The organism is Enterobacter nematophilus, from assembly GCF_026344075.1.
Lineage (GTDB): Bacteria > Pseudomonadota > Gammaproteobacteria > Enterobacterales > Enterobacteriaceae > Enterobacter > Enterobacter nematophilus.
Window position 1 is genome coordinate 14,983 of record NZ_JAPKNE010000013.1, and the last position, 26,013, is coordinate 40,995.

At 55.7% G+C, this 26,013-nt stretch carries 21 protein-coding genes and 4 tRNA genes; 18 read left to right on the plus strand and 7 right to left on the minus strand.

Going from position 1 to position 26,013, the window contains the following annotated elements:
• Positions 1-5: 5 nt before the first annotated feature.
• Both gppA and rhlB read right to left on the minus strand, forming a co-directional pair.
• Entirely contained in the window at positions 6-1,490 is a 1,485-nt protein-coding gene (gene gppA / locus OSH03_RS21015; RefSeq protein WP_266180038.1) for a guanosine-5'-triphosphate,3'-diphosphate diphosphatase, read from the minus strand.
• Positions 1,491-1,496: 6 nt separating this feature from the next.
• Positions 1,497-2,765: an ATP-dependent RNA helicase RhlB gene (gene rhlB / locus OSH03_RS21020; protein WP_032644815.1), complete on the minus strand. Its 1,269-nt coding sequence runs from the start codon at positions 2,763-2,765 to the stop codon at positions 1,497-1,499.
• Between the two features lie 144 nt (positions 2,766-2,909).
• On the opposite strand from rhlB, the gene trxA reads away from it, so the two are divergent.
• From trxA to OSH03_RS21105, 17 genes are all read left to right on the plus strand, one after another.
• The gene (gene trxA / locus OSH03_RS21025; RefSeq protein ID WP_004386384.1) at positions 2,910-3,239 is read left to right on the plus strand and encodes a thioredoxin TrxA; all 330 of its coding nucleotides are present in this window, start codon (positions 2,910-2,912) and stop codon (positions 3,237-3,239) included.
• Between the two features lie 344 nt (positions 3,240-3,583).
• Entirely contained in the window at positions 3,584-4,843 is a 1,260-nt protein-coding gene (gene rho / locus OSH03_RS21030; RefSeq protein WP_008501566.1) for a transcription termination factor Rho, read from the plus strand.
• A 241-nt stretch (positions 4,844-5,084) separates the two neighbouring features.
• Positions 5,085-6,188: a UDP-N-acetylglucosamine--undecaprenyl-phosphate N-acetylglucosaminephosphotransferase gene (gene wecA / locus OSH03_RS21035; protein WP_151413020.1), complete on the plus strand. Its 1,104-nt coding sequence runs from the start codon at positions 5,085-5,087 to the stop codon at positions 6,186-6,188.
• 13 nt (positions 6,189-6,201) lie between these two features.
• The gene (gene wzzE, locus OSH03_RS21040) at positions 6,202-7,248 is read left to right on the plus strand and encodes an ECA polysaccharide chain length modulation protein (protein ID WP_266180013.1); all 1,047 of its coding nucleotides are present in this window, start codon (positions 6,202-6,204) and stop codon (positions 7,246-7,248) included.
• A gap of 56 nt (positions 7,249-7,304) precedes the next feature.
• Complete coding sequence (wecB, locus tag OSH03_RS21045; protein WP_266180014.1) at positions 7,305-8,435, plus strand: non-hydrolyzing UDP-N-acetylglucosamine 2-epimerase; 1,131 nt, start codon at positions 7,305-7,307, stop codon at positions 8,433-8,435.
• A complete protein-coding gene (gene wecC / locus OSH03_RS21050) occupies positions 8,432-9,694 on the plus strand; it encodes a UDP-N-acetyl-D-mannosamine dehydrogenase (RefSeq protein ID WP_151413022.1) in 1,263 nt (420 codons plus the stop codon). The genes wecB and wecC overlap by 4 nt, the downstream gene beginning before the upstream one ends.
• Positions 9,691-10,368: a dTDP-4-amino-4,6-dideoxy-D-galactose acyltransferase gene (gene rffC, locus OSH03_RS21055; RefSeq protein ID WP_151413023.1), complete on the plus strand. Its 678-nt coding sequence runs from the start codon at positions 9,691-9,693 to the stop codon at positions 10,366-10,368. The genes wecC and rffC overlap by 4 nt, the downstream gene beginning before the upstream one ends.
• Before the next feature lie 4 nt (positions 10,369-10,372).
• The gene (gene rffA / locus OSH03_RS21060; RefSeq protein WP_266180015.1) at positions 10,373-11,503 is read left to right on the plus strand and encodes a dTDP-4-amino-4,6-dideoxygalactose transaminase; all 1,131 of its coding nucleotides are present in this window, start codon (positions 10,373-10,375) and stop codon (positions 11,501-11,503) included.
• 1 nt (position 11,504) lies between these two features.
• The gene (gene wzxE / locus OSH03_RS21065; protein ID WP_266180016.1) at positions 11,505-12,755 is read left to right on the plus strand and encodes a lipid III flippase WzxE; all 1,251 of its coding nucleotides are present in this window, start codon (positions 11,505-11,507) and stop codon (positions 12,753-12,755) included.
• Positions 12,752-13,831 carry a TDP-N-acetylfucosamine:lipid II N-acetylfucosaminyltransferase gene (locus tag OSH03_RS21070; protein WP_266180017.1) on the plus strand — a complete coding sequence of 360 codons (1,080 nt, stop codon included), beginning with the start codon at positions 12,752-12,754 and terminating at the stop codon, positions 13,829-13,831. The genes wzxE and OSH03_RS21070 overlap by 4 nt, the downstream gene beginning before the upstream one ends.
• Complete coding sequence (gene wzyE, locus OSH03_RS21075) at positions 13,828-15,180, plus strand: ECA oligosaccharide polymerase (protein WP_266180018.1); 1,353 nt, start codon at positions 13,828-13,830, stop codon at positions 15,178-15,180. Before OSH03_RS21070 ends, wzyE begins: the two co-directional genes overlap by 4 nt.
• A 12-nt stretch (positions 15,181-15,192) precedes the next feature.
• Entirely contained in the window at positions 15,193-15,933 is a 741-nt protein-coding gene (wecG, locus tag OSH03_RS21080; protein ID WP_266180019.1) for a lipopolysaccharide N-acetylmannosaminouronosyltransferase, read from the plus strand.
• Positions 15,934-16,130: 197 nt separating this feature from the next.
• Complete coding sequence (gene thrP, locus OSH03_RS21085; RefSeq protein ID WP_041911824.1) at positions 16,131-17,516, plus strand: bifunctional threonine/serine APC transporter ThrP; 1,386 nt, start codon at positions 16,131-16,133, stop codon at positions 17,514-17,516.
• Between the two features lie 102 nt (positions 17,517-17,618).
• Positions 17,619-17,695: transfer RNA gene (locus OSH03_RS21090), tRNA-Arg, on the plus strand.
• A 68-nt stretch (positions 17,696-17,763) separates the two neighbouring features.
• Positions 17,764-17,839 (plus strand) — tRNA-His (locus OSH03_RS21095).
• A gap of 21 nt (positions 17,840-17,860) precedes the next feature.
• Positions 17,861-17,946 (plus strand) — tRNA-Leu (locus OSH03_RS21100).
• Positions 17,947-17,992: 46 nt separating this feature from the next.
• Positions 17,993-18,069: transfer RNA gene (locus OSH03_RS21105), tRNA-Pro, on the plus strand.
• A gap of 540 nt (positions 18,070-18,609) precedes the next feature.
• Here the strand turns inward: OSH03_RS21105 and hemY are convergent.
• The 4 genes from hemY to hemC are packed head-to-tail and all read right to left on the minus strand — an operon-like array spanning position 18,610 to position 22,704.
• Positions 18,610-19,809 (minus strand): protoheme IX biogenesis protein HemY, encoded by a 1,200-nt coding sequence (gene hemY, locus OSH03_RS21110; RefSeq protein ID WP_266180020.1) that lies wholly within the window; start codon positions 19,807-19,809, stop codon positions 18,610-18,612.
• A 2-nt stretch (positions 19,810-19,811) separates the two neighbouring features.
• Positions 19,812-21,005 carry a uroporphyrinogen-III C-methyltransferase gene (gene hemX, locus OSH03_RS21115; RefSeq protein WP_266180021.1) on the minus strand — a complete coding sequence of 398 codons (1,194 nt, stop codon included), beginning with the start codon at positions 21,003-21,005 and terminating at the stop codon, positions 19,812-19,814.
• 20 nt (positions 21,006-21,025) lie between these two features.
• Positions 21,026-21,766: a uroporphyrinogen-III synthase gene (hemD, locus tag OSH03_RS21120; protein WP_266180022.1), complete on the minus strand. Its 741-nt coding sequence runs from the start codon at positions 21,764-21,766 to the stop codon at positions 21,026-21,028.
• Complete coding sequence (hemC, locus tag OSH03_RS21125; RefSeq protein WP_266180023.1) at positions 21,763-22,704, minus strand: hydroxymethylbilane synthase; 942 nt, start codon at positions 22,702-22,704, stop codon at positions 21,763-21,765. Before hemC ends, hemD begins: the two co-directional genes overlap by 4 nt.
• A gap of 350 nt (positions 22,705-23,054) precedes the next feature.
• Between hemC and cyaA the strand changes: the two genes are divergently transcribed.
• Positions 23,055-25,598: a class I adenylate cyclase gene (gene cyaA, locus OSH03_RS21130; protein ID WP_265195593.1), complete on the plus strand. Its 2,544-nt coding sequence runs from the start codon at positions 23,055-23,057 to the stop codon at positions 25,596-25,598.
• A gap of 45 nt (positions 25,599-25,643) precedes the next feature.
• Here the strand turns inward: cyaA and cyaY are convergent, their stop codons facing one another.
• On the minus strand, positions 25,644-25,964 hold the full coding sequence (gene cyaY, locus OSH03_RS21135) for an iron donor protein CyaY (protein ID WP_003860816.1): 321 nt from the start codon (positions 25,962-25,964) through the stop codon (positions 25,644-25,646).
• Positions 25,965-26,013 lie beyond the last annotated feature (49 nt).

A 26,013-nucleotide genomic window follows, 5' to 3' on the forward strand; every position in this document is an offset into this window, starting at 1 on the left:
GCGTATTACTTCACCTCAAGTATCCAGTGCACATAGCTCTGCCACTGGCACTCCTGCTCGATCATCTCTGCCCCAAGCGGGTGATTCTCAATCCAGTTTTCCGGCAGCGTCAGCGTCAGCTTCTCGTCTTCGGCTAGCAGATTAATGGCGGGTAACAAATCATCGCGGCGGCGGCTGGCAAACAGAATTGCCAGACGCAGCAGGCGGCACAGATGCTCGGCCACGCGCGGCGGTACGGCATTTTGCTGATGCAAAGAGGAGAGATCGACGGCGTTGGTCTGGTTCAGCAGCAGCGTTGCCAGCAGCTTTTTCTGTGCGGGCGTGTAGCCCGGCAAATCCAGGTTGCGCACCAGATACGCTGCGTGAGCCGGTGCCTGTTTAAAATCAATGCTTAGCCCCACTTCATGCAGCGCGCAGGCGCTCAGCAATAAATCGCGGCTCAGATGATCAAGCTCCCAGGCGTTAGCGACCTGGTCGGCAAAGCGTGATGCCAGCTGCGATACGCGGCCAGCCTGATCGATATCAACCAGAAAACGACGCTGGACGTTGCGCAGAGTGCGGTTGCGGATGTCCTGATCCACCGACAGATGCAGCATCCCGTAGACCAGACCTTCGCGCAGCGCGCCGCCGGCCAGGGTCATACACTGGATATTTAGTTCGGTGAATATGGCGATCAGAATGGCCAGCCCGCTCGGGAAAACCAGGGCACGTTCCAGCGTAAGCCCTTCAATTTCCAGCTCTTCCAGACGTCCGCACTGAATGGCACGCTGTTTAAGCTGCTGAAGTTTGGCAAGCGTGATCCGCTCGTCCATGCCCTGCGCCATCATGATTTCCTGCAGGGCCTGCACGGTACCCGAAGCCCCCACGCAGACTTTCCAGCCGTGATAGCGCAGTTCGTCCATCACCGGGCGTAACACTTCGCGCGCGGCGTTTTCCGCCTCGTCGAAGTTCTCTTTACCCAGATTCCGATCAGTAAAGTAACGCTCAAGCCAGGTTACGCAGCCCATCGACAGGCTGAACAGCGACGTGGCCTGCGCGCCGGTGCCGGTTACCAGTTCGGTACTGGCACCGCCGATATCCACCACCAGACGGCGATCGTCACCCCCGGTGGTGTGGGCAACGCCTTGGTAAATCAGGCGTGCTTCTTCTTCGCCGCTGATAACCTGAACCGGACACCCCAGAATTTCCTGCGCTTTGGCAATAAAATCTACGGCGTTAACCGCCAGTCGGAGCGTCGCTGTGGCGACGACGGTGATTTGGGCATGCGGGATATCCTGCAGACGCTCAGCAAAGAGCCGCAGGCACTGCCAGCCACGTTCCATGGCTTCAGGTGAGAGGTAATTATCGCTGCTCAGGCCCGCCGCGAGGCGGACCTTGCGCTTAATGCGCGTCAGCGTTTGTATGCTTCCCGCCACCTCACGCACAACCAGCATATGAAAACTATTCGAACCGAGATCAATTGCCGCATAGAGCGAGGTGGAGCTGAGCATCATGTTTTAACCTGAACGACGACGGTTACGCGGTGCGCCGCCTGAACGACGCGGACCATTGCCGGAGCGCGGGCGGGTAAGACGCTTAGGCGGCGGCAGTTCGCTTAACAGCGCTTCCGGATTGTATTTACTCTGCGGAATAGAGTGACCGATGTAGGTCTCAATGGCTGGAAGATTCAGCGCATACTCTTCACACGCAAGGCTAATTGAGTGACCGCTTGCGCCCGCACGACCAGTACGACCGATACGGTGCACGTAGTCTTCGCAGTCGTCTGGCAGATCGTAGTTAAAGACGTGCGTCACGGCCGGAATGTGTAAACCACGTGCCGCCACGTCGGTTGCAACCAGAATATCAAGATCGCCACGGGTGAACTCGTCGAGGATACGCAGGCGTTTTTTCTGCGCGACGTCGCCGGTCAACAGGCCAACGCGGTGACCGTCTGCAGCCAGATGGCCCCAGATGTCTTCACAGCGGTGTTTGGTATTCGCGAAGATAATGGCGCGATCGGGCCACTCTTCTTCAATCAGCGTTTGCAGCAGACGCATTTTCTCTTCATTGGAAGGATAGAAGAGCTCTTCTTTAATGCGGTGGCCCGTTTTCTGCTCAGGCTCCACTTCCACATATTCCGCATTGTTCATCTGCTCGAACGCCAGCTCGCGTACGCGATAGGAAAGGGTGGCAGAGAACAGCATGTTCAGACGCTGATTGGCCGGCGGCATGCGGCGGAACAGCCAGCGGATATCTTTAATGAAGCCCAGATCGTACATACGATCAGCTTCATCGAGCACCACAACCTGGATAGCGCCGAGGTTAATGTGATTCTGTTTGGCGTAGTCGATAAGACGGCCAGTGGTACCGATGAGGATATCCACGCCGCTTTCCAGCACTTTCAGCTGCTTATCGTAGCCGTCGCCGCCATAGGCCAGGCCGAGTTTCAGGCCGGTGGCTTGCGCCAGAGGCTCAGCGTCTGCGTGGATCTGTACCGCCAGTTCTCGCGTCGGGGCCATAATTAGCGCGCGCGGCTGGTTAACTTTGCGGTCTGCAATCGCTGGGTGAGAAAGTAAATAATGAAACGTTGACGTTAAAAACGCCATCGTTTTGCCGGTACCGGTTTGCGCCTGCCCTGCAACATCGCGACCGGCCAGCGTCAGCGGCAGGGCGAGAGCCTGAATGGGCGTGCAGTTATGAAACCCTTTTGTTTCAAGGGCTTCGATCACTTTTGGGTGCAGGGCGAAGTCGGAAAACTTCTGTTCTGTTAAATGTGTTTTGCTCATAGTGTGGTAGAATATCAGCTTACTATTGCTTTACGAAAGCGTATCCGGTGAAATAAAGTCAACCTTTAGTTGGTTAATGCGACATCAACACGTCGTTGGTGGAGACAAAACCAACGTACCAGGCTTATTCCTGTGGAGTTATATATGAGCGATAAAATTATTCACCTGACTGACGACAGTTTTGACACGGACGTACTTAAGGCTGACGGGCTGACCCTCGTCGATTTCTGGGCTGAATGGTGTGGTCCTTGCAAAATGATCGCCCCGATTCTGGATGAGATCGCTGACGAATATCAGGGCAAACTGACGGTTGCCAAGCTGAACATCGACCAGAACCCGGGCACCGCACCAAAATACGGTATCCGTGGCATCCCGACCCTTCTGCTGTTCAAAAACGGTGAAGTGGCGGCGACCAAAGTGGGCGCGCTGTCCAAAGGTCAGCTGAAAGAGTTCCTGGACGCTAACCTGGCGTAAGGTTTCTCCGCTGTGCGTCCAGAGCCCCCGGCTAAATGATGTGGAACTCTGGACGCCCGGCTGAAGTCGTGCTAAGTTAGCTATGACTTCGTTTTAAACATATCTGTTGTTTGAATCTTGTTTTACCCGATACTTCCCGTTGTTGACATGAACAATGCGTGAAGTGGCTAAATTCCGGGCTTGTCACTCAATCCGTCTTGTCGTTTCAGTTCTGCGTTCTTTCCCTGTGACCAGACAGCGAACAGACATGAGGTGATGGCCGCTAAACAGGCATGGATGACCCTGCCATACCATTCACAACATTAAGTTCGAGAATCACCCCGAGTTTAAGAACCCACACCATTATGAATCTTACCGAATTAAAGAATACGCCGGTTTCTGAGCTGATCACTCTCGGCGAAAATATGGGGCTGGAAAACCAGGCTCGTATGCGCAAGCAGGACATCATTTTCGCCATCCTGAAGCAGCACGCTAAGAGTGGCGAAGATATCTTTGGCGACGGTGTGCTGGAGATATTGCAAGACGGATTTGGTTTCCTCCGCTCTGCAGACAGCTCCTACCTCGCCGGCCCTGACGACATCTACGTATCCCCCAGCCAAATCCGCCGTTTCAACCTCCGCACTGGTGACACCATTTCAGGTAAGATTCGTCCTCCTAAAGAGGGTGAACGCTACTTTGCGCTGTTGAAAGTTAATGAAGTTAACTTCGATAAACCAGAAAACTCGCGTAACAAGATCCTCTTTGAGAACTTAACGCCGCTGCACGCGAACTCTCGCCTGCGCATGGAGCGTGGTAACGGTTCTACCGAAGACTTAACCGCGCGTGTTCTGGATCTGGCATCGCCAATCGGTCGTGGCCAGCGTGGTCTGATTGTGGCACCGCCGAAAGCGGGTAAAACCATGCTGCTGCAGAACATCGCGCAGAGCATTGCCTACAACCACCCAGACTGCGTGCTGATGGTGCTGCTGATTGACGAACGTCCGGAAGAAGTAACCGAGATGCAGCGTCTGGTTAAAGGTGAAGTGGTTGCTTCTACCTTCGACGAGCCAGCATCTCGCCACGTTCAGGTTGCGGAAATGGTTATCGAGAAGGCGAAACGCCTGGTTGAGCACAAGAAAGACGTGATCATCCTGCTTGACTCCATCACCCGTCTGGCGCGCGCTTACAATACCGTGGTCCCGGCTTCCGGTAAAGTACTGACCGGTGGTGTAGACGCTAACGCCCTGCATCGTCCGAAGCGTTTCTTCGGTGCCGCGCGTAACGTGGAAGAGGGCGGTAGCCTGACCATTATCGCAACGGCGCTGATCGATACCGGTTCTAAAATGGACGAAGTGATTTACGAAGAATTTAAAGGTACAGGTAACATGGAGCTGCACCTTTCTCGTAAGATCGCAGAAAAACGCGTCTTCCCGGCTATCGACTACAACCGTTCCGGTACCCGTAAGGAAGAACTGCTCACCACACAGGAAGAGCTGCAGAAAATGTGGATCCTGCGCAAAATCATCCATCCAATGGGTGAAATTGACGCGATGGAGTTCCTCATTAACAAACTGGCGATGACCAAAACCAACGACGACTTCTTCGACATGATGAAGCGCTCGTAACGCAAATAAAGCCAGCGAACGCCACGTTTTTACGTGGCGTTTTTCTTTTATGGACTATACGCTAGTAGCGCCTACTCCCAATTTTGACCGGTCAGTGCGACAATAAGATAATTCGCACAGTAAAAACATTAATAGCTTGAATAATAAACAAATGGAATTGTAAGAGGTTTGCTTTATAACTTCAGGCGCGGCGCCTTGATGGTTATACTTCCTTGACTAACATTTGTTGAGAACATCCATTGTGAACCTACTTGATACGTTTACTGAACTAACCAGTATTTTCTTGTTTACCACCTGCTTTTTGTTTCTGGCACGTAAGGTGGCGAAATATCTGGGCTTAGTGGATAAACCCAACTTCCGTAAACGTCATCAAGGCATGATCCCTCTGGTCGGTGGCATCTCTGTTTTTGCGGGGATCTGCTTCACTTTTGCCATTGCAGATTACTATATTCCGCATGCCAAGTTGTATCTCTCTTGCGCAGCAGTTCTTGTCGTTATTGGTGCGCTTGACGATAGATACGACATTAGCGTCAAAATCCGCGCTTTCGTTCAGGCTGCTGTCGCTATTGCGATGATGGTGTTTGCTAAGTTGCACTTGAGTAGCCTGGGCTATATTTTCGGGGCCTGGGAGATGGAACTCGGCCCATTCGGTTATTTCCTGACACTTTTTGCCGTGTGGGTGGCGATTAACGCGTTCAACATGGTTGACGGTATTGATGGTTTGCTGGGGGGCCTGTCCTGCGTCTCATTTGCCGCCATTGGTTTCATTTTATGGTTTGATGGGCAATATAGCCTTGCTATGTGGTGTTTCGCCATGATTGCGGCCATCCTGCCTTATATCCTGTTAAATCTCGGCGCATTGGGCCGACGCTATAAAGTCTTCATGGGCGATGCGGGTAGCACGCTTATCGGCTTTACTATCATTTGGATCTTGCTGGAAACTACTCAGGGCGATGTACATCCCATCAGTCCGGTAACAGCTTTATGGATTATCGCCATCCCGTTAATGGATATGGTTGCGATTATGTATCGCCGCCTGCGTAAAGGAATGAGCCCATTCTCTGCTGACCGTCAGCACATTCATCATTTGATCATGCGAGCCGGATTCACTTCCCGGCAGGCATTTGTGCTTATTACGCTTGCGGCTGCTATTCTAGCGGGGATTGGCGTGACGGCGGAATATACGCACTTTGTGCCTGAGTGGGCCATGTTGGTATTGTTCTTGCTAGCATTTTCTCTCTACGGCTACTGCATTAAGCGCGCATGGAAAGTGGCGCGATTCATTAAACGTATTAAGCGCAGGATGCGACGTAACAGTGGCAAAAACACAACATTAACTAAGTAAAACCGGGACTATGATGACTCAACCGTTGGCGGGAGCGAAATCAGTGGTAACAGAGAATGAACTGGACATTCGGGGTTTATTTCGCGTGTTATGGGCAGGCAAACTTTGGATTGCGGGGATCGCGCTGGGGTTTGCACTGTTAGCGCTGGCCTATACGTTCTTTGCAAAACAGGAGTGGAGCGCCACGGCAATCACGGACAGGCCAACGGTTAACATGCTCGGGGGGTACTATTCCCAGCAGCAGTTCCTGCGAAACCTGGATATCAAAGCCAATCTTGCCACACCTGATCAGGCCTCCGTTATGGATGAAGCCTATAAAGAGTTTGTAATGCAGCTGGCCTCGTGGGATACGCGTCGCGACTTCTGGTCCCAGACGGATTACTACAAACAGCGCCGGGTTGATAACACCAAAGCCGACGCCGCGATGCTGGACGATCTGATTAACAATATTCAGTTCATGCCGGGCGATGCGCTGCGTAACGTCAACGACAGTGTCAAGCTGATTGCCGAAACCGCGCCGGATGCAAACAATCTTTTGCGCCAGTACGTTGCGTTTGCCAGCCAGCGTGCCGCAAGCCATCTGAATGAAGAGCTTAAAGGCGCCTGGGCAGCCCGCACTATCCAGATGAAGGCGCAGGTCAAGCGTCAGGAAGAGGTGGCAAACGCCATTTTTGCGCGCCGCGTGCATAATATTCAGCAGGCGCTGAAAATTGCGGAACAGCACAACATTTCCCGCACTGAGACGGATGTCCCGGCTGATGAATTGCCTGATTCTGAAATGTTCCTTCTTGGTCGCCCAATGCTGCAGGCGCGTCTGGAAAACCTGCAGGCCGTTGGGCCTGATTTTGACCTCGACTACGATCAAAACCGCGCGATGCTTAATACGCTTAATGTCGGTCCCTCCCTGGACCCGCGTTTTCAGACCTATCGTTATTTGAGAACGCCTGAAGAACCTGTAAAACGCGACAGTCCACGCCGCGCATTCCTGATGATCATGTGGGGGATTGTGGGCGCACTCGTTGGGGCTGGCGTGGCGTTAACGCGTCGTCGTACAAACTAAGAACGCCGTTTACGATGAAGGCTGAGGCCTTCATCGCCTAATCGAAGAGAATCGATGTGAAAGTACTTACCGTATTTGGCACCAGGCCGGAGGCCATTAAGATGGCGCCTCTGGTTCATGCGCTGGCCAGCGATCCTGATATTGAAGCGAAGGTCTGCGTCACGGCCCAGCACCGTGAGATGCTCGATCAGGTCCTAACCCTCTTTTCCATCGTCCCGGATTATGACCTCAATATTATGAAGCCGGGGCAGGGATTGACGGAAATAACCTGCCGCATTCTGCAGGATCTCAAGCCGATCCTGGAGTCATTCAAGCCCGACGTCGTACTGGTGCACGGCGATACCACAACGACGATGGCAACAAGCCTGGCCGCGTTTTACCAGCGTATTCCCGTCGGCCATGTTGAAGCGGGCCTGCGCACCGGCAATCTTTATTCTCCGTGGCCAGAAGAGGCCAACCGTACGCTTACCGGGCATCTGGCGATGTACCACTTTGCGCCAACCGAGAACTCTCGCCAGAACCTGCTGCGTGAAAATGTCGCCGATAACACCATCTTTGTGACCGGCAATACGGTCATTGATGCGTTGATTTGGGTACGCGATCGCGTGCTGGCAAATAGCGATTTGCAGAAAGAGCTTGCTGCCCGCTATCCGTTCCTGAATAACGGTAAAAAAACCATTCTGGTCACTGGCCACCGTCGCGAAAGCTTTGGACGGGGCTTTGAGCAAATCTGTCACGCGCTGGCTGAAATCGCCGCGCAGAACGACGATGTGCAAATTGTCTATCCGGTACACCTTAACCCTAACGTCAGCGAGCCGGTCAACCGCATCCTGGGCCACGTCGAAAACGTTCTGCTGATTGAACCGCAGGACTACATGCCGTTTGTCTGGCTGATGAACCACGCCTGGCTGATCCTCACCGATTCGGGTGGGATTCAGGAAGAAGCGCCTTCTCTTGGCAAGCCGGTGCTGGTGATGCGTGAAACCACTGAACGTCCGGAAGCGGTTAAAGCCGGAACGGTGCGTCTGGTCGGCACTAACGCACAGCTCATCGTCGAAGAGGTCACGCGCCTTCTGCACGACGATGAAGCGTATCAGGCGATGAGCCGGGCCCATAATCCCTATGGAGACGGGCAGGCTTGTGGCCGTATTTTGCATGCACTTAAACACAATCGGGTATCGCTATGAGTTTTACTACCATCTCTGTCATTGGTCTTGGCTATATTGGCCTGCCCACGGCGGCGGCATTCGCCTCCCGTCAAAAACAGGTTGTCGGTGTGGACATCAACGCACGGGCGGTAGAAACCATTAATCGTGGCGAAATTCATATTGTGGAGCCCGATCTTGACCGCGTGGTGAAAGAGGCGGTTGATGGCGGCTTCCTGCGCGCCAGCACGACGCCAGTGGAAGCGGATGCTTACCTTATCGCCGTCCCAACCCCTTTTAAAGGCGACCACGAGCCTGATATGGCCTACGTCGAGGCCGCGGCAAAATCCATTGCCCCCGTGCTGAAGAAAGGCGCGCTGGTGATCCTGGAGTCAACCTCTCCGGTGGGGGCCACCGAGCAGATGGCGCAGTGGCTTGCAGAAGCGCGTCCTGATTTACGCTTCCCGCAGCAGGCCGGCGAGCAGGCGGATATCAACATCGCCTACTGTCCAGAGCGCGTGCTGCCGGGGCAGGTGATGGTCGAACTGATTAAAAACGACCGCGTCATTGGCGGCATGACGCCGGTCTGTTCTGAACGCGCCAGCGCGCTGTACAAGATTTTCCTGGAAGGCGAATGCGTGGTGACCAACTCCCGCACCGCAGAGATGTGCAAGCTGACGGAAAACAGCTTCCGTGACGTTAACATCGCCTTTGCAAACGAACTGTCGCTTATTTGCGCCGATCAGGGGATTAACGTTTGGGAGTTAATCCGCCTGGCGAATCGCCATCCGCGCGTCAACATTCTCCAGCCTGGCCCGGGCGTGGGCGGCCACTGTATCGCCGTCGACCCGTGGTTTATCGTCGCGCAGAACCCCGCGCAGGCGCGTCTGATTCGCACCGCGCGTGAAGTGAACGACAGCAAACCTCACTGGGTGCTCAACCAGGTTAAAGCGACGGTAGCGGATTGTCTGGCAGAGAGCGGCAAGCGCGCCAGCGAGCTGAAAATTGCCTGCTTCGGTCTGGCATTTAAACCCAACATTGACGATCTGCGCGAAAGCCCGGCGATGGAAATTGCTGAGATGATTGCCGAATGGCACAAGGGCGAAACGCTGGTGGTCGAGCCAAATATTCATGAACTGCCGGCAAAACTTGCGGGGCATTGCACGCTGACGGCGCTCGATGACGCGCTGGCGTCGGCGGACGTGCTGGTGCTGCTGGTGGACCACAAAGAGTTTAAAGCGACGTCCGGCGTTGCAGTGCGTCAGCAGTATGTGGTTGATACGAAAGGCGTCTGGCGTTGAGTGCACTCCACGGCATGCTTGAATCCCTTGAGTGGGAAAGCGCATTTTTTGCCCGCCCCTCGGCGATAGTCCGCTGGCGCGAGAATGCGCCCGCCCTGCAGGAAGCGGACTTCAGCGCCTGGCAGCGCGTGCAGGCTAAGATCCCGGCGGACCGTGCCGACCTGCTTGACGCGCTCCAGCAGCACGGTTTTCAGCTGGTTGAGGGTGAGGTGGACCTTTCCATTGCCCTTACCCGGCACGATGCGTCCGGCGCGGAAATTGCAACGGAACAGGACATTCCTGTGCTGCGCCAGATGGCGGCCCGGGCGTTTGCGCAGAGCCGCTTTCGCACGCCCTGGTATGCACCTGACGACAGCGGACGTTTCTATGCCCAGTGGATAGAGAATGCGGTCAAAGGTACCTTTGACCACGTCTGCCTGATTTTTCGTGCAGCGAACGGTCAGATTCAGGGATTTGTCTCGCTGCGCAAGCTTAACGAGCGCGAGGCGCGTATTGGCTTATTAGCCGGGCGCGGCATGGGTGAGAAACTCATGCAGGCGGCGCTGCACTGGGCGCAGCAGCAGCAGGTTGAGACGCTGCGGGTGGCGACCCAGGTGGGCAACACCGCCGCGCTTAAACGTTATATTGCGAGTGGTGCCAACATCGACGCCACCGCCTACTGGTTATACAGGTGACAAGATGATTCCATTTAACGCACCACCCGTCGTGGGAACCGAACTCGACTATATGCAGTCTGCCATGGGCAGCGGCAAACTCTGCGGTGACGGCGGTTTTACCCGTCGGTGTCAGCAGTGGATGGAGCAGCGTTTTCGCAGCGCTAAAGTGCTGCTGACCCCGTCCTGCACGGCATCGCTGGAAATGGCGGCCCTGTTGCTGGATATCCAGCCCGGTGATGAAGTGATCATGCCGAGCTATACCTTCGTCTCTACCGCGAACGCATTTGTCCTGCGCGGGGCGAAAATCGTCTTTGTGGATATCCGCCCGGATACCATGAACATTGATGAGACGCTGATTGAAGCGGCGATCACCGACAAAACGCGCGCGATTGTGCCGGTTCACTACGCGGGCGTGGCCTGTGAAATGGACACCATCATGGCGATCGCCAAAAAGCACAACCTGTTTGTGGTGGAAGATGCCGCGCAGGGCGTGATGTCCACCTACAAGGGGCGCGCGCTGGGCACCATCGGCCACATCGGCTGCTTCAGCTTCCACGAAACGAAAAACTACACCGCTGGCGGTGAGGGCGGTGCGACGCTGATTAACGATCGTGCCCTGGTTGAGCGTGCGGAGGTGATCCGTGAAAAAGGCACCAACCGCAGTCAGTTCTTCCGCGGTCAGGTTGATAAGTACACCTGGCGCGATATCGGCTCAAGCTATCTGATGGCGGATCTGCAGGCGGCATATCTATGGGCACAGCTGGAAGCGGCAGAGCGGATTAATCTCCAGCGCCTGTCCCTGTGGCAAACCTATTACGATGCGCTTGAGCCGCTGGCAAAAGCTGGGCGTATAGAGCTGCCAACCATTCCGGCCGATTGCGTCCACAATGCCCACATGTTCTACATTAAGCTGCGCGATAACGACGATCGCAGCCAGCTCATCGCCTGGCTAAAAGAAGCCGAAATCATGGCTGTCTTCCACTATATTCCGCTGCACTCCAGCCCGGCGGGCGAAGCGTTTGGCACGTTCGCGGGTGAAGACCGTTACACCACGAAGGAAAGTGAGCGTTTGCTTCGCCTGCCACTGTTCTACAACCTCGCGCCAGTTAACCAGCGTACGGTGATCAATACCCTCCTGAGCTATTTCGGCTGATATGTCTCTGGCAAAAGCATCGGTGTGGACCGCCGCGTCCACGCTTGTAAAAATTGGTGCCGGACTGCTGGTCGTCAAGCTGCTGGCCGTCTCATTCGGTCCTTCAGGCGTTGGGCTGGCGGGCAACTTCCGCCAGCTTGTTACCGTCCTTGGGGTGCTGGCCGGTGCCGGAATCTTCAACGGCGTGACCAAATACGTCGCTCAGTATCATGATGATGCGGCCCAGCTTCGCAGGGTAGTGGGCACCGCGTCGGCGATGGTGACGGGCTTTTCGACCCTGCTGGCGATTGTGTTTCTGCTGGCGGCGGCCCCCATCAGCCAGGGATTGTTCGGGCACAGCCATTATCAGGGACTGGTGCGTCTGGTCGCGCTGGTGCAGATGGGCATTGCCTGGGCTAACCTGCTGCTGGCGCTGATTAAAGGTTTTCGCGATGCTGCCGGGAACGCGCTTGCGCTTATCCTGGGGAGCGTCATCGGCGTAATTGCCTATTACTTCTGCTACCGCCTGGGCGGCTATGAAGGCGCACTGCTGGGGCTGGCGCTGGTCCCGGCGCTGGTTGTTGTGCCTGCGGCGTTCATGCTGATGCGCCGGGGCGTTATCCCTCTGAGCTACCTGAAACCGCAATGGGACAGGGTGCTTGCCAGCCAGCTGGGTAAGTTTACCCTGATGGCGCTCATTACTTCCGTCACGCTGCCGGTGGCTTACGTGATGATGCGAAACCTGCTGGCGGCGCATTACAGCTGGGATGAGGTGGGCATCTGGCAGGGCGTAAGTAGTATTTCCGACGCTTACCTCCAGTTTATAACGGCTTCCTTTAGCGTTTATTTGCTGCCAACCTTATCGCGTCTGACGTCCCGGCAGGATATTACCCGCGAAATTTCCCGCTCCCTGCGTTTCGTATTACCCGCGGTGGCGGCGGCCAGCTTGACCGTCTGGCTATTGCGCGATGTTGCCATCTGGCTGCTTTTCTCGGCAAAGTTTACCGCCATGCGCGATCTCTTTGCCTGGCAACTGGTGGGCGATGTGCTGAAAGTGGGGGCTTACGTTTTCGGCTATCTGGTGATTGCGAAAGCCTCGCTGCGGCTGTATATCCTGGCGGAGGTTAGCCAGTTTGCATTGCTGACAGCATTTTCACACTGGTTGATACCCGCGCACGGTGCGCTGGGGGCGGCTCAGGCCTACATGGCAACCTATATCGTTTATTTCGCTGCCTGCTGCGGCGTATTTTTATTGTGGCGTAAACGCGCATGACTGCACTGATTCACATCCTGGGATCGGATATCCCACACCATAACCAGACCGTTTTGCGGTTCTTCAACGACGAGCTGGCATCGGGCAATCCTGATGCGCGCGAGTTTATGGTTGCAGGTCAGGATAATGGCCTGAGCGCGGGGTTTCCGGCGCTGACAATCACCTTCTGGCCGGATAAAGCTACCCTGGCGAAGGCGGTTATTGCCAAAGCTAAAGCGGATCGTGAGCAACGTTTCTTTTTCCACGGGCAGTTCAATACCGGCCTGTGGCTGGCTTTGCTCAGCGGGGGAATTAAACCCTCCCAGTGCAGCTGGCATATCTGGGGAGCCGATCTCTACGAAGTCTCGCGCGGCTGGAAATTCCGTCTTTTCTATCCGCTGCGTCGCATGGCGCAGGGAAGGGTGGGCCGCGTTTTTGCCACCCGTGGCGATCTGAATTATTTTGCGAAGCAGCACCCGAACGTGCGCGGTGAGCTACTCTATTTCCCAACCCGTATGGATCCGGCGCTGAACACCCTGGCGAATGACGCGGTTCGCGAGGGCAAGCTGACGATCCTGGTGGGGAATTCGGGCGACCGCAGTAACGAACATGTCGCCGCGCTCCGGGCGGTACACCAGCAGTTTGGCGACACGGTGAACGTGGTGGTGCCGATGGGGTATCCGGCCAACAACGACGCCTACATTGATGAGGTTCGCCAGCAGGGGCTTGCGTTATTCAGCGAAGAAAATCTGCACATTCTCAGCGAAAAGCTGGAGTTTGATGACTATCTTGCGCTGCTGCGAAAATGCGATCTGGGCTATTTCATCTTTGCTCGCCAGCAGGGGATTGGTACGCTGTGCCTGCTGATTCAGGCGGGTGTACCGTGCGTGCTTAACCGTGAAAACCCGTTCTGGCAGGACATGGCCGAGCAGCATATTCCGGTGTTGTTCACCTCTGACGCGCTGAATGTCGAAGTGGTACGTGAAGCACAGCGCCAGCTCACGCTGGTGGATAAAAATAGCATCGACTTTTTCAGCCCGAATTACCTCACGCCGTGGCACCGCGCGCTGCGTATCGCTTCAGGAGACAACGCATGAGTCAGTTGCAGTTTAGCGGCTTACTGGTTGTCTGGCTTCTGAGCACGCTATTTATCGCCACGCTCACCTGGTTTGAGTTCCGCCGCGTGCGCTTCAACTTTAACGTATTCTTCTCGTTGCTGTTTCTGCTGACCTTCTTTTTCGGCTTCCCGCTGACCAGCATCCTGGTCTTCCGTTTTGACGTGAGCGTCGCGCCGCCGGAAATTCTGCTTCAGGCGCTGCTGGCGGCGACCTGCTTCTATGCGGTTTACTACGTCACCTATAAAACGCGTCTGTGGCCCGCGCAGGCTGCTGCCCCGCGTCGGGCGCTCTTTACCATGAACCGGGTGGAGACCCATCTGACGTGGGTGATGCTCATGACCATCGCCCTGGTCAGCGTCGGCATCTTCTTCATGCATAACGGCTTCCTGCTGTTTAAGCTCCACTCCTACAGCCAGATTTTTTCGGCTGAAGTCTCAGGCGTGGCGCTTAAGCGATTCTTCTATTTCTTCATCCCGGCGATGCTGGTGATCTTCTTCCTTCGCCAGGACAGCAAGGCGTGGCTGTTCTTCCTGGTCAGTACCGTTGTGTTCGGTATTCTGACCTACATGATCGTGGGCGGTACGCGCGCCAACATTATCATCGCTTTCGCTATTTTCCTGTTCATCGGCATCATCCGCGGCTGGATCTCGCTGTGGATGCTGGTTGCGGCAGGGGTATTTGGCATTGTGGGGATGTTCTGGCTGGCGCTGAAGCGCTACGGGATGAACGTGGCGGGCGACGAGGCGTTTTACACGTTCCTCTACCTGACGCGCGATACCTTCTCGCCCTGGGAAAACCTGGCATTGCTGCTGCAAAACTACGACAAAATTGATTTCCAGGGGCTGGCGCCGATTGTGCGCGATTTCTATGTCTTTATCCCGAGCTGGCTCTGGCCGGACCGCCCTGGCGTAGTACTCAATACCGCGAACTATTTTACCTGGGAAGTGCTGAACAACCATTCGGGCCTGGCGATCTCGCCAACCTTGATTGGTTCCCTGGTGGTGATGGGGGGAGGCTGGTTTATCCTGCCGGGCGCGTTTGTCGTAGGGTTGATTATTAAGTGGTTTGACTGGCTTTACGTGCGCGGTAACGAAGAGACCAACCGCTATAAAGCGGCCATTTTGCACAGTTTCTGCTTTGGTGCCATTTTCAATATGATCGTTCTGGCGCGCGAGGGGCTGGACTCGTTCGTTTCGCGCGTGGTGTTTTTCATGGTCGTTTTTGGCATCTGCCTGTTACTGGCCAAACTGCTGTACTGGCTGTTCGACAGCGCAGGGCTTGTGCACAAGCGCGAGCCACAGGGCAGCACAACGCTGTCGCAAGTCTGAGTAGGGAAAGTAATGACTGATAAAACTTCTGCACCGCGCTATGCGCTTCGTGGTTTGCAGCTGATTGGCTGGCGCGACATGCAGCACGCGCTGGATTTTCTGTTCGCCGACGGGCAGATGAAATCCGGTACGCTGGTCGCTATCAATGCGGAAAAGATGCTGGCGGTGGAAGATAACGCCGAAGTCAAAAGCCTGATCGAGGCGGCCGAATTTAAATACGCGGACGGTATCAGCGTGGTCCGCTCCATTCGTAAAAAGTATCCTGACGCTAATGTTTCCCGCGTGGCGGGTGCCGATCTCTGGGAGCAGCTCATGGCCCGCGCTGGCGCGGAGGGCACGCCGGTGTTCCTGATTGGCGGTAAGCCTGAGGTGCTGGCCGAGACCGAAGAGAAACTGCGTCGTCAATGGAATGTTAATATCGTTGGCAGCCAGAATGGTTACTTCAAGCCTGAAGACCAGCAGGCTTTGTTTGCCCGCGTGCGCGACAGCGGGGCGAAAATCGTCACCGTGGCAATGGGGTCTCCGCGCCAGGAGATCCTGATGCGCGACTGCCGCCTGGTCAGCCCGGATGCGCTTTATATGGGCGTCGGCGGCACCTACGATGTCTTTACCGGCCACGTGAAGCGCGCGCCGAAGATGTGGCAAAATATGGGGCTGGAGTGGCTCTACCGCCTGCTCTCCCAACCCACCCGCATTAAACGACAGATTCGTCTGCTTCGCTACCTCGCCTGGCACTATACCGGTAAGATGTAATCAAAATGTAGCGCGATATGCTGTTCGCGCTGCAACTCGCCTGCAAAACTGCTGATAATTTATGCAATGCATTCATTTTTTTAATGCATCGTTTGCCATTTGGCCGATTTTAAGAAACCATTCGCACCGTATTTTAGTACCCCTAAAAAACAATAACCGGTATTAAGCCGGGAAACAGCAAACACAATCGAGGATCTATGGCAGAGAAACAACCGGAGCTACAGCGTGGGCTGGAAGCTCGTCATATCGAACTGATAGCGCTGGGCGGCACTATCGGCGTGGGCCTGTTTATGGGCTCCGCAAGCACCCTCAAATGGGCAGGGCCTTCCGTATTACTGGCGTATATCATCGCCGGGCTGTTTGTTTTCTTCATCATGCGCTCAATGGGCGAAATGCTCTTTCTGGAGCCGGTGACCGGCTCCTTCGCCGTTTACGCGCACCGTTATATGAGCCCGTTCTTCGGCTACCTGACGGCCTGGTCATACTGGTTTATGTGGATGGCGGTGGGCATCTCTGAAATCACCGCGATAGGGGTTTACGTCCAGTTCTGGTTCCCGGACATGGTCCAGTGGATACCGGCACTGATTGCCGTGGGGCTGGTGGCGCTGGCAAACCTGGCCGCCGTGCGCCTTTACGGTGAAATCGAGTTCTGGTTTGCGATGATCAAAGTGACCACCATCATCGTGATGATTGTCATTGGCCTGGGCGTGATTTTTTATGGCTTTGGCAACGGCGGACACGCCATCGGCTTTGGCAACCTGACTGAACACGGCGGCTTCTTCGCCGGCGGCTGGAAGGGCTTCCTGACGGCGCTGTGTATCGTTGTGGCCTCGTATCAGGGCGTGGAGCTGATCGGGATTACCGCCGGTGAAGCGAAAAACCCGCAGGTTACGCTGCGTAGCGCGGTGGGCAAAGTGCTGTGGCGTATCCTGATTTTCTACGTGGGCGCGATTTTCGTCATCGTCACCATCTTCCCGTGGAACGAAATCGGCACGACGGGGAGTCCGTTCGTATTAACCTTTGCGAAGATTGGGATTACAGCTGCAGCGGGTATCATCAACTTTGTGGTCCTGACGGCAGCGCTGTCGGGCTGTAACAGCGGGATGTACAGCTGTGGCCGTATGCTCTACGCGCTCTCGAAAAATAACCAGCTGCCTGCGGCGATGAGTAAAGTCTCACGTGCTGGCGTGCCGGTAGCGGGCGTGGCGGTCTCCATTGTCATCCTGCTGATTGGCTCCTGCCTGAACTACATCATCCCTAATCCGCAGCGCGTGTTTGTTTACGTCTACAGCGCCAGCGTGCTGCCGGGCATGGTGCCGTGGTTTGTTATCCTCATCAGCCAGCTGCGTTTCCGCCATGCGCATAAAAAAGCGATCGCCAGCCATCCGTTCCGCTCGATTCTGTTCCCGTATGCGAACTATTTGACGATGGCGTTCCTGATTTGCGTATTAATTGGAATGTACTTTAATGAAGATACCCGCATGTCGCTGTTTGTCGGGCTGATCTTCCTGGCGGCTGTGACGGCCGCGTATAAGCTTTTTGGCCTGGGTCGCCGTGCCACCACGCAGAAAGTGGAGGAATAAGCGGCAAAATGTGCAAACCATAACCAAACGCGCATTTTTTTCAAAAAAGCACTAGACAGCGGGGACGGAGGTACGTAATATCCAGCCCCGCAACGGCGCTAAGCGCCCGTAGCTCAGCTGGATAGAGCGCTGCCCTCCGGAGGCAGAGGTCTCAGGTTCGAATCCTGTCGGGCGCGCCATTTTAGTTCCCGGCGCTAGAGCTGCGGTGGTCTGAGAAGTAGTCAGTACCGCGTGAAAGAATACAGTGGTGGCTATAGCTCAGTTGGTAGAGCCCTGGATTGTGATTCCAGTTGTCGTGGGTTCGAATCCCATTAGCCACCCCATTATTGAAAGAGTTGTGAATTGCGAAGGTGGCGGAATTGGTAGACGCGCTAGCTTCAGGTGTTAGTGTCCTTAGGATGTGGGGGTTCGAGTCCCCCCCCTCGCACCACGACTTTTTAGATGAATTGAACTAAAAATTCAAAAAAGCAGTACATCGGCGAGTAGCGCAGCTTGGTAGCGCAACTGGTTTGGGACCAGTGGGTCGGAGGTTCGAATCCTCTCTCGCCGACCAATTTTGAACCCCGCTTCGGCGGGGTTTTTTGTTTTCTGTAAGTTTTTTCCCTGTCGTTATCTCCAGACAGCGCCCTCTATCATTGTCGCGATTCAGAGACATGCAATTTATTGAAAATAAAAGAAATAATTATTTATTGGTTTTACTGTCTCTTCCTGGCGACATATTTCTGCTTTTGCCGAAACGCTGTGAAGCTTCAGATGCTGCTTAACAGCATAATTTCCTTTTATCTTAAAATGTTGCGCCATGTAAAAGTTCTGCGTGTAAATCTGGCACGTTACGTGCAATAATATACGCGTAGATGCTCATTCCATCTCTTATGTTCGCCTTAGTGCCTCATAAACTCAGGAATGACGCAGAGCCATTTACGGTGCTTATCGTCCACTGACAGATGTCGCTTCGGCCTCATCAGACACCATGGACACAACGTTGAGTGAAGCACCAAATATGTTGTCTTACAGACCTGTTTTAACGCCTGCTTTTATAGCAGGCGTTTTTTTATGGGTGTAAAAAAAGGAGGCCGTCTGGCCTCCTGTTGAATTACTGCTGCGTTCCGTTATTTTGCAACGTCAATAACAGCCCATCGCGCCGCATGGCGGCCGCCTCTTCTGGCTTATGCTGTTTGTCCAGCGTATCGGCAAGCCACGCGTAGTCAAACGCGTCCGGACGCTGTTTCAGTGCCGCACGGAAGGCCAGGCTCGCCTCCTGCCATTCGCCGTGCTTCATCAGCGACTGGCCCAGGGTACTCCACAGCAGCGGACGGTCACCGACGGTTTTGATCTGCTGGCGCAGCACTTTTTCGACCTGCTCAGGATTATTGGTTTTCAGGCGCGGAATCACCATCACCAGGCGATCGTCGTACTGGCGCTTCAGGCCGTCGAGAAGGATCTCCTGCGCGGTGTCATGATCGTCACATTCAATAAGATGCTCCGCCATGGCAACCTGTAGCGGGATTTGCTGGCGCGTTTTCCGGCTCTGATTCTTCCACCAGGTTTTCAGGCCATCGCTGCCCAGGTCGGCGCGCGCCTGATCCATCAGGCCAATCCATGCCAGACGCTGAAGCTCATCACGATGCTCATCATCACCCACATCGGCTTTCGCCATGGAAGGAATGATGTCCAGCAGCGAGCCCCACGCGCCGGTACGAATATAGGCCTGCTCCGCAAGGCGCAGGACTTCCGGATGACGCGGTGCGATTTCCAGCAGACGGTCAATGCCGTGGCGCGCCGCGTGGTTCTCATTGCGCGCGAGCTGCAGGCGGACGCGGGTAATTTCCACTGGGATCGGGTCGCCAGAAGCCAGTTCTGACGCGCGTTCCAGATGCTGGTTAGCGCGGGCTTCATCACCGCGCTGCTGCGCCGCTTCGGCGGCCAGAAGATAGTTCACTACCGGCTGTTCCGCGTGATCGGCGTTTTTCGACATCAGCTTTTCAACCTGCTGATAATCGCCTTCGGCCAGCTTTAGCAGTGCCTGTTCCGTTTGCTTACGGGCGCGGCGGCGCTTACGGCCAACGAACCAGCCGCGGGTATGGGCACCGGTGCGGAAAATACGGCGCAGGATCCATTCAACGGCAAGCAGGACCACGACGCCGAGGATCAGAACGATCGCCAGACCCGTTACGCTGGTTTCAATGTTGTAGTTATCGGTCTGGATCAGGACATATCCCTGATGACCCGCAAGCATCGGGCCCAGGACGATCCCGGCGATCAGCAGGATGAAGAGTAAAAGGACTTTTAGCATTATTACTCTCCCTGTGGCGCGCTTTCAGGCGCTGGTGCCGCCGCTGTGCCTGTGCCGGTCTGCTCGGCCGGAACGCCCGGCTGGGCCAGCAGGTTACGCACGCGCGTCTGCATCAGCTTCTCCAGAATCGGCTGGCTGGACAGCTTATCCGGCACGTTCATGGTGATGTTCTGCTGGCTCAGCTTGTCGATATCTTCGAGGAAGGCGGTGGTCGTTGCATCATCGGTGTTGTAGTAGGCGCGTACCCACGTCGAGACGTTATCCAGCGCCTGTTTGTACGTTTCTTCCTGATGGCGCGGCACGGCCTGCGCCGCGACCAGCAGGCGGGAACGGATGTTTTCGCGCAGATAGATATCCTGATTCGGTGCCAGCAGCGGTACGGCGGTTTCATCGCGACGGCGGATGGTAATGAAGCTGTCCATAAAGTTCTGCCAGCTTTTCTGCAGGTTTATGCGCCATTCGCTCAGGGAGCTGGACAGCTCGGTACCGTCAGAGTCCATCGGGGAGTCGTCGTCGTTGTTATCCGCCAGCTGCAGGTTATCTATTTGATTCGAAAGCTGGTTCACCTTGAGGATAATGCCGTCGTAATCCACCTGTGAAACGGCGGAAAGGCTGGCGATATCTTCGGTAATCGCACGGCGCGCGGTAATGAGGCTCGGATCGTTCATGTCGGCCAGGCTCGCATCGGCGCTTTTCAGCAGCGCGGCGGCGGTGGTCACGTCCTGATCGCTCCACAGCTTACGCCCGGCGAGTTTGACGAGGAAATCGGCCTGCGAGAGCAGCCAGGTTTTGGCATCGGTGCCGGAGATCGTGGCGACTTTCTGCTGTACTTCGCCCAGCTGTTTGGTCAGCTCTTCCTGTTTGCTGTTCGCCTCGGCTAGCGCGGCGGCCTGCTGCTTAATCACCGCTTCCAGCTCGGTTTTCTGCGTTTCCTGCGCTTTTTGCAGGGAGGTAAGCTGATTGACCAGCGTGTCGCTGGTGGCCGTCTGGTTAGCACTCTGTTGCTTCACCAGACCATACAGACCGACGCCTGCTGCCAGCGCAATGGCGATGGCAATCGCGCTCAGCGCGAGGCTGGTTTTATTGCTGCCGTTTTTCTTCTCAGCGGTTTTCTCAGTCGTCTCTGGCTGTGGCGTTGTCTCCACAGTCTCCCTGGTCTCTTCAACCACGGCGGAGGATTTTTCGTGTTCCGTCATTATGGCTTCCCATTTGAGAGTTATTGTAATGCGCGCAGCAGCGCATCGTTGTCGGCGTTATCAGCGATCCGAATATCCTGCCAGCCCAGTTCCCGGGCGAGGTTCGCCAGACGCTCACTGACGACCAGAAGCCGACAGCGGAGTAACCAGTTTTCGCGATACCAAAGCGGTATCAGCGACCAAAGCTGTTGTAACATTTCACCGCTGGTGACCACCAGCGTATTAATACCTCGCGCGTGCCAGCGCATCGCCTCTTGTGCGCCATCGTAGTGTTTCGCACAGCGCTGGTAGCACTCAACAAACGTGACGTCAGCCCCGCGTTCGCGCAGCGTTTCGCCCAGCAGTTCGCGGCCACCGTTGCCGCGCAAAATGAGCGCGCGCTTTCCGGCAATAGTCTGTAATTCAGGTAATTGTAGCAAGACTTCGCTGATTTCCCGATCTAACGGATAACGAACATCCGCGCCGCTTACGGTATGCAGCGCCAGTGCCGTTGTGCGGCCAATCGCGAAATAGCGCGGGTCGTCAGGCCAGGCCAGACCCTGCTGTTGCAGCTGCGCGTGGGCAAATTCCACGGCATGCTGCGATAGCGCAAACAGCAGGTCGCCTTCCTGCAGGGTATTCATCTGGTCGGCGAGCGCAGAGAGCTCCCGGCCGGGGGAGAATTCAATCAGCGGAAAACTCCAGGCCACCTGCCCCAGTGCGCGCAGACGGCTCACTAATTGCTCTCCTGCGGGAGAAGGGCGGGTGACAAGAATACTCATGCAGGGGGTTCTCCGTTATAGACCTCGGCCAGAATTTCACGCGCGCCGTTATTCAGCAGCTCTTCCGCCAGCGACACGCCAAGCTGCTCGGCATCCTGCGGCTTGCCGCGACGTTCTCCGCGCACCATCTGTGAACCGTCCGGGGCGCCCACCAGCGCGCGCAGCCACAGTTCACCTTCGGTTAATTCAGCATAGCTGCCAATCGGCACCTGACACCCTCCTTCGAGGCGAGTATTCATCGCCCGCTCGGCTTTTACGCGGGTCGCGGTCTCGTCATGGTTCAGCGGAGCGAGCAGCTCGCGGGTGCGCGCATCGTCCAGACGGCACTCAATGCCGACGGCGCCCTGGCCGACGGCCGGCAGCGACAGCTCTGGCGGCAACGCCACGCGAATGCGTTCCTCCAGCCCCAGGCGTTTCAGGCCCGCAACCGCAAGAATAATGGCATCGTAATCGCCGTTATCCAGCTTGCCCAGACGCGTGCCAACGTTACCGCGCAGCGAGCGGATGATAAGATCAGGACGACGCTCCGCCAGCTGACACTGACGGCGTAAACTGGACGTGCCAACCACGCTACCCGACGGCAGCGCGTCGAGCGAGTCATAGTGATTCGAGACAAACGCGTCACGCGGATCTTCGCGCTCGCAGATGGTCACCAGCCCCAGCCCTTCCGGGAACTCGACGGGCACGTCTTTCATCGAATGTACGGCGATATCGGCGCGGTTCTCAAGCAATGCCAGTTCCAGCTCTTTGACAAACAGGCCCTTGCCGCCCACTTTCGCCAGCGGCGTATCCAGAATCACGTCACCGCGCGTGACCATCGGCACCAGCTCGACGCGCAATCCACTGTGGCAGGCTTCAAGGCGCTGCTTAACATAATGTGCCTGCCAGAGCGCGAGAGGGCTTTGGCGTGTGGCAATTCTCAAAACATTGTCTAACATGCTTGTTACCGTCATTATCAATCACTAACCATCCTAACATTGTTGACTCTGGGATGGCAGTTTTACGGTTGATGAAGCGTGAGAGGGACAAGGCGGCGTATTCGTCAGCAATAGCCGTATTCAGGAATTTACACGTACAGAACGGTGCTACACTTGTATGTAGCGCATCTTTCTTTACGGTCAACCGGCAAGGTGTTAAATTGATCACGTTTTAGACCATTTTTTCGTCGGTACCACCATAATGACAAGGGCGAAAAAAGGGTAACGGTTATCTTTTTGAAATACTGCGGGCTCGCTGTTATTCGTGTTTTGAATAGCTTACGACACCCGGAAACATCAGGCGATACGTCTTGTACCTCTATATTGAGACTCTGAAACAGAGACTGGATGCCATAAATCAACTGCGTGTGGATCGCGCGCTTGCTGCCATGGGTCCTGCTTTCCAGCAGGTATACAGTCTGCTGCCGACATTATTGCACTATCACCACCCGCTAATGCCTGGCTACCTTGATGGTAACGTTCCCCAGGGCATTTGCCTCTTCACGCCTGATGAAACCCAACAGCATTATCTGAACGAGCTGGAACTCTACCGCGGCATGCCGCCGCAGGAATCCCCGAAAGGTGAGCTGCCGATTACCGGCGTTTACTCGATGGGGAGCACCTCATCGGTAGGGCAGAGCTGTTCTTCGGACCTGGATATCTGGGTCTGCCATCAATCCTGGCTCGATAACGAAGAGCGCCAGCTGCTGCAGCGTAAATGCAGCCTGCTGGAAAGCTGGGCGGCCTCGCTCGGCGTGGAAGTGAGCTTCTTCCTGATTGATGAAAACCGTTTCCGCCATAACGAAAGCGGCAGTCTGGGTGGTGAAGACTGTGGCTCGACCCAGCACATCCTGTTGCTGGATGAATTTTACCGTACCGCCGTTCGTCTGGCCGGGAAGCGTATTCTGTGGAATATGGTCCCGTGCGAAGAAGAAGAGCATTACGACGACTACGTCATGTCGCTTTACGCGCAGGGCGTGCTGACGCCAAACGAATGGCTGGATCTGGGCGGCCTCAGCTCCCTGTCCGCCGAAGAGTACTTTGGCGCAAGCCTCTGGCAGCTCTACAAGAGCATTGATTCACCGTACAAAGCGGTGCTGAAAACCCTGCTGCTGGAAGCCTACTCGTGGGAATACCCTACGCCGCGCCTGCTGGCGAAAGATATCAAGCAGCGCCTGCACGATGGCGAGATTGTCTCTTACGGGCTCGACGCCTACTGCATGATGCTGGAGCGGGTTACCGAATACCTAAAAGCCATTGATGATTCCACGCGTCTTGACCTGGTGCGTCGATGTTTCTATCTCAAAGTTTGTGAAAAGCTGAGTCGCGAGCGCGCCTGCGTGGGCTGGCGTCGTGAAGTGGTCAGTCAGCTAGTGAAAGAGTGGGGATGGGACGAAGCGCGTCTGTCCATGCTCGACAACCGCGCCAACTGGAAGATCGATCAGGTGCGTGAAGCGCACAACGAACTGCTCGACGCGATGATGCAAAGCTACCGTAACCTGATCCGCTTTGCGCGCCGCAATAACCTCAGCGTGTCTGCCAGCCCGCAGGATATCGGGGTGTTAACCCGTAAGCTGTACGCCGCGTTTGAAGCGCTGCCGGGCAAAGTGACCCTGGTTAACCCGCAGATTTCGCCTGACCTGTCTGAACCAAACCTGACCTTTATCTACGTGCCGCCGGGCCGCGCAAACCGCACCGGGTGGTATCTTTACAACCGTGCGCCAAGCATGGATTCGATTATCAGCCATCAGCCGCTGGAGTATAACCGCTACCTGAACAAGCTGGTGGCGTGGGCCTGGTTCAACGGCCTGCTGACCTCGCGCACGCGCCTGTTTATCAAGGGCAACGAGGTCGTCGATTTAGCCAAGCTGCAGGAGATGGTGGCGGATGTCTCGCACCACTTCCCGCTGCGTCTGCCTGCGCCGACGCCGAAAGCGCTCTACAGCCCGTGCGAAATCCGTCACCTGGCGATTATCGTCAACCTGGAGTACGACCCGACGGCGGCCTTCCGCAATCAGGTGGTCCATTTTGACTTCCGCAAGCTGGACGTCTTCAGCTTTGGCGAGCAGCAAAACTGCCTGGTGGGCAGCGTAGACCTGCTGTACCGCAACTCGTGGAACGAAGTGCGTACCCTGCACTTCAACGGCGAGCAGGCAATGATCGAAGCGCTGAAAACCATTCTCGGCAAGATGCATCAGGACGCCGCGCCGCCGGACAGCGTCGAAGTGTTCTGCTACAGCCAGCACCTGCGCGGTTTAATTCGTACCCGCGTACAGCAGCTGGTCTCCGAGTGCATCGAACTGCGTCTCTCCAGCACCCGTCAGGAAACCGGGCGCTTTAAAGCGCTGCGCGTCTCCGGGCAGACCTGGGGCCTGTTCTTCGAGCGTTTGAACGTGTCGGTACAAAAGCTGGAAAACGCTATCGAGTTCTACGGCGCGATTTCGCACAACAAGCTGCACGGCCTGTCAGTTCAGGTGGAAACCAACCACGTCAAGCTGCCGCAGGTGGTGGATGGCTTTGCCAGTGAAGGGATTATTCAGTTCTTCTTTGAAGAGTCGGGCGACGATGCCGGGTTCAACATCTACATTCTGGATGAGACCAACCGCGCCGAGGTGTATCACCACTGTGAAGGCAGCAAAGAGGAGCTGGTTCGCGACGTCAGCCGCTTCTACTCTTCCTCGCATGACCGCTTCACCTATGGCTCCAGCTTTATCAACTTCAACCTGCCGCAGTTCTACCAGATTGTGAACGTGGATGGGCGAGCGCAGGTGATCCCGTTCCGTACGCAGGCGATTACCCCTGCGGTGCCTGCGAATCAGGATACCGCACCGCTGTTGCAGCAGTATTTCTCCTGAGCCTTTGTAGGCCCGGTAAGGCGTAGCCGCTACCGGGCACAGAAACTACCTGAAACTCACGTCCTCACCCGCCTGCGCGGTCGCCGCCTGTTCCAGCAGATCCCAGAACGTTTCGCCGCTGCGGTCGCAAACCCACTCGTCACCCTTCAAATCAAAGTGATAGCCGCCCTGTTTGGCCGCCAGCCACACCTGGTGAAGCGGCTCCTGGCGGTTAATAATAATTTTGCTGCCGTTTTCGAAGCTCAGGGTCAGAATGCCGCCGTTGATTTCACAATCGATATCGCTGTCGCCGTCCCAGTCGTCGATACGTTCTTCGATGGTCATCCACAGGGTGTCGGCAAGGCGATGGAATTCACTGTCGTTCATGGTTTTGTTCCTGTTTTTCGTGATGGCGGCAGTATAACGCTAAATAATT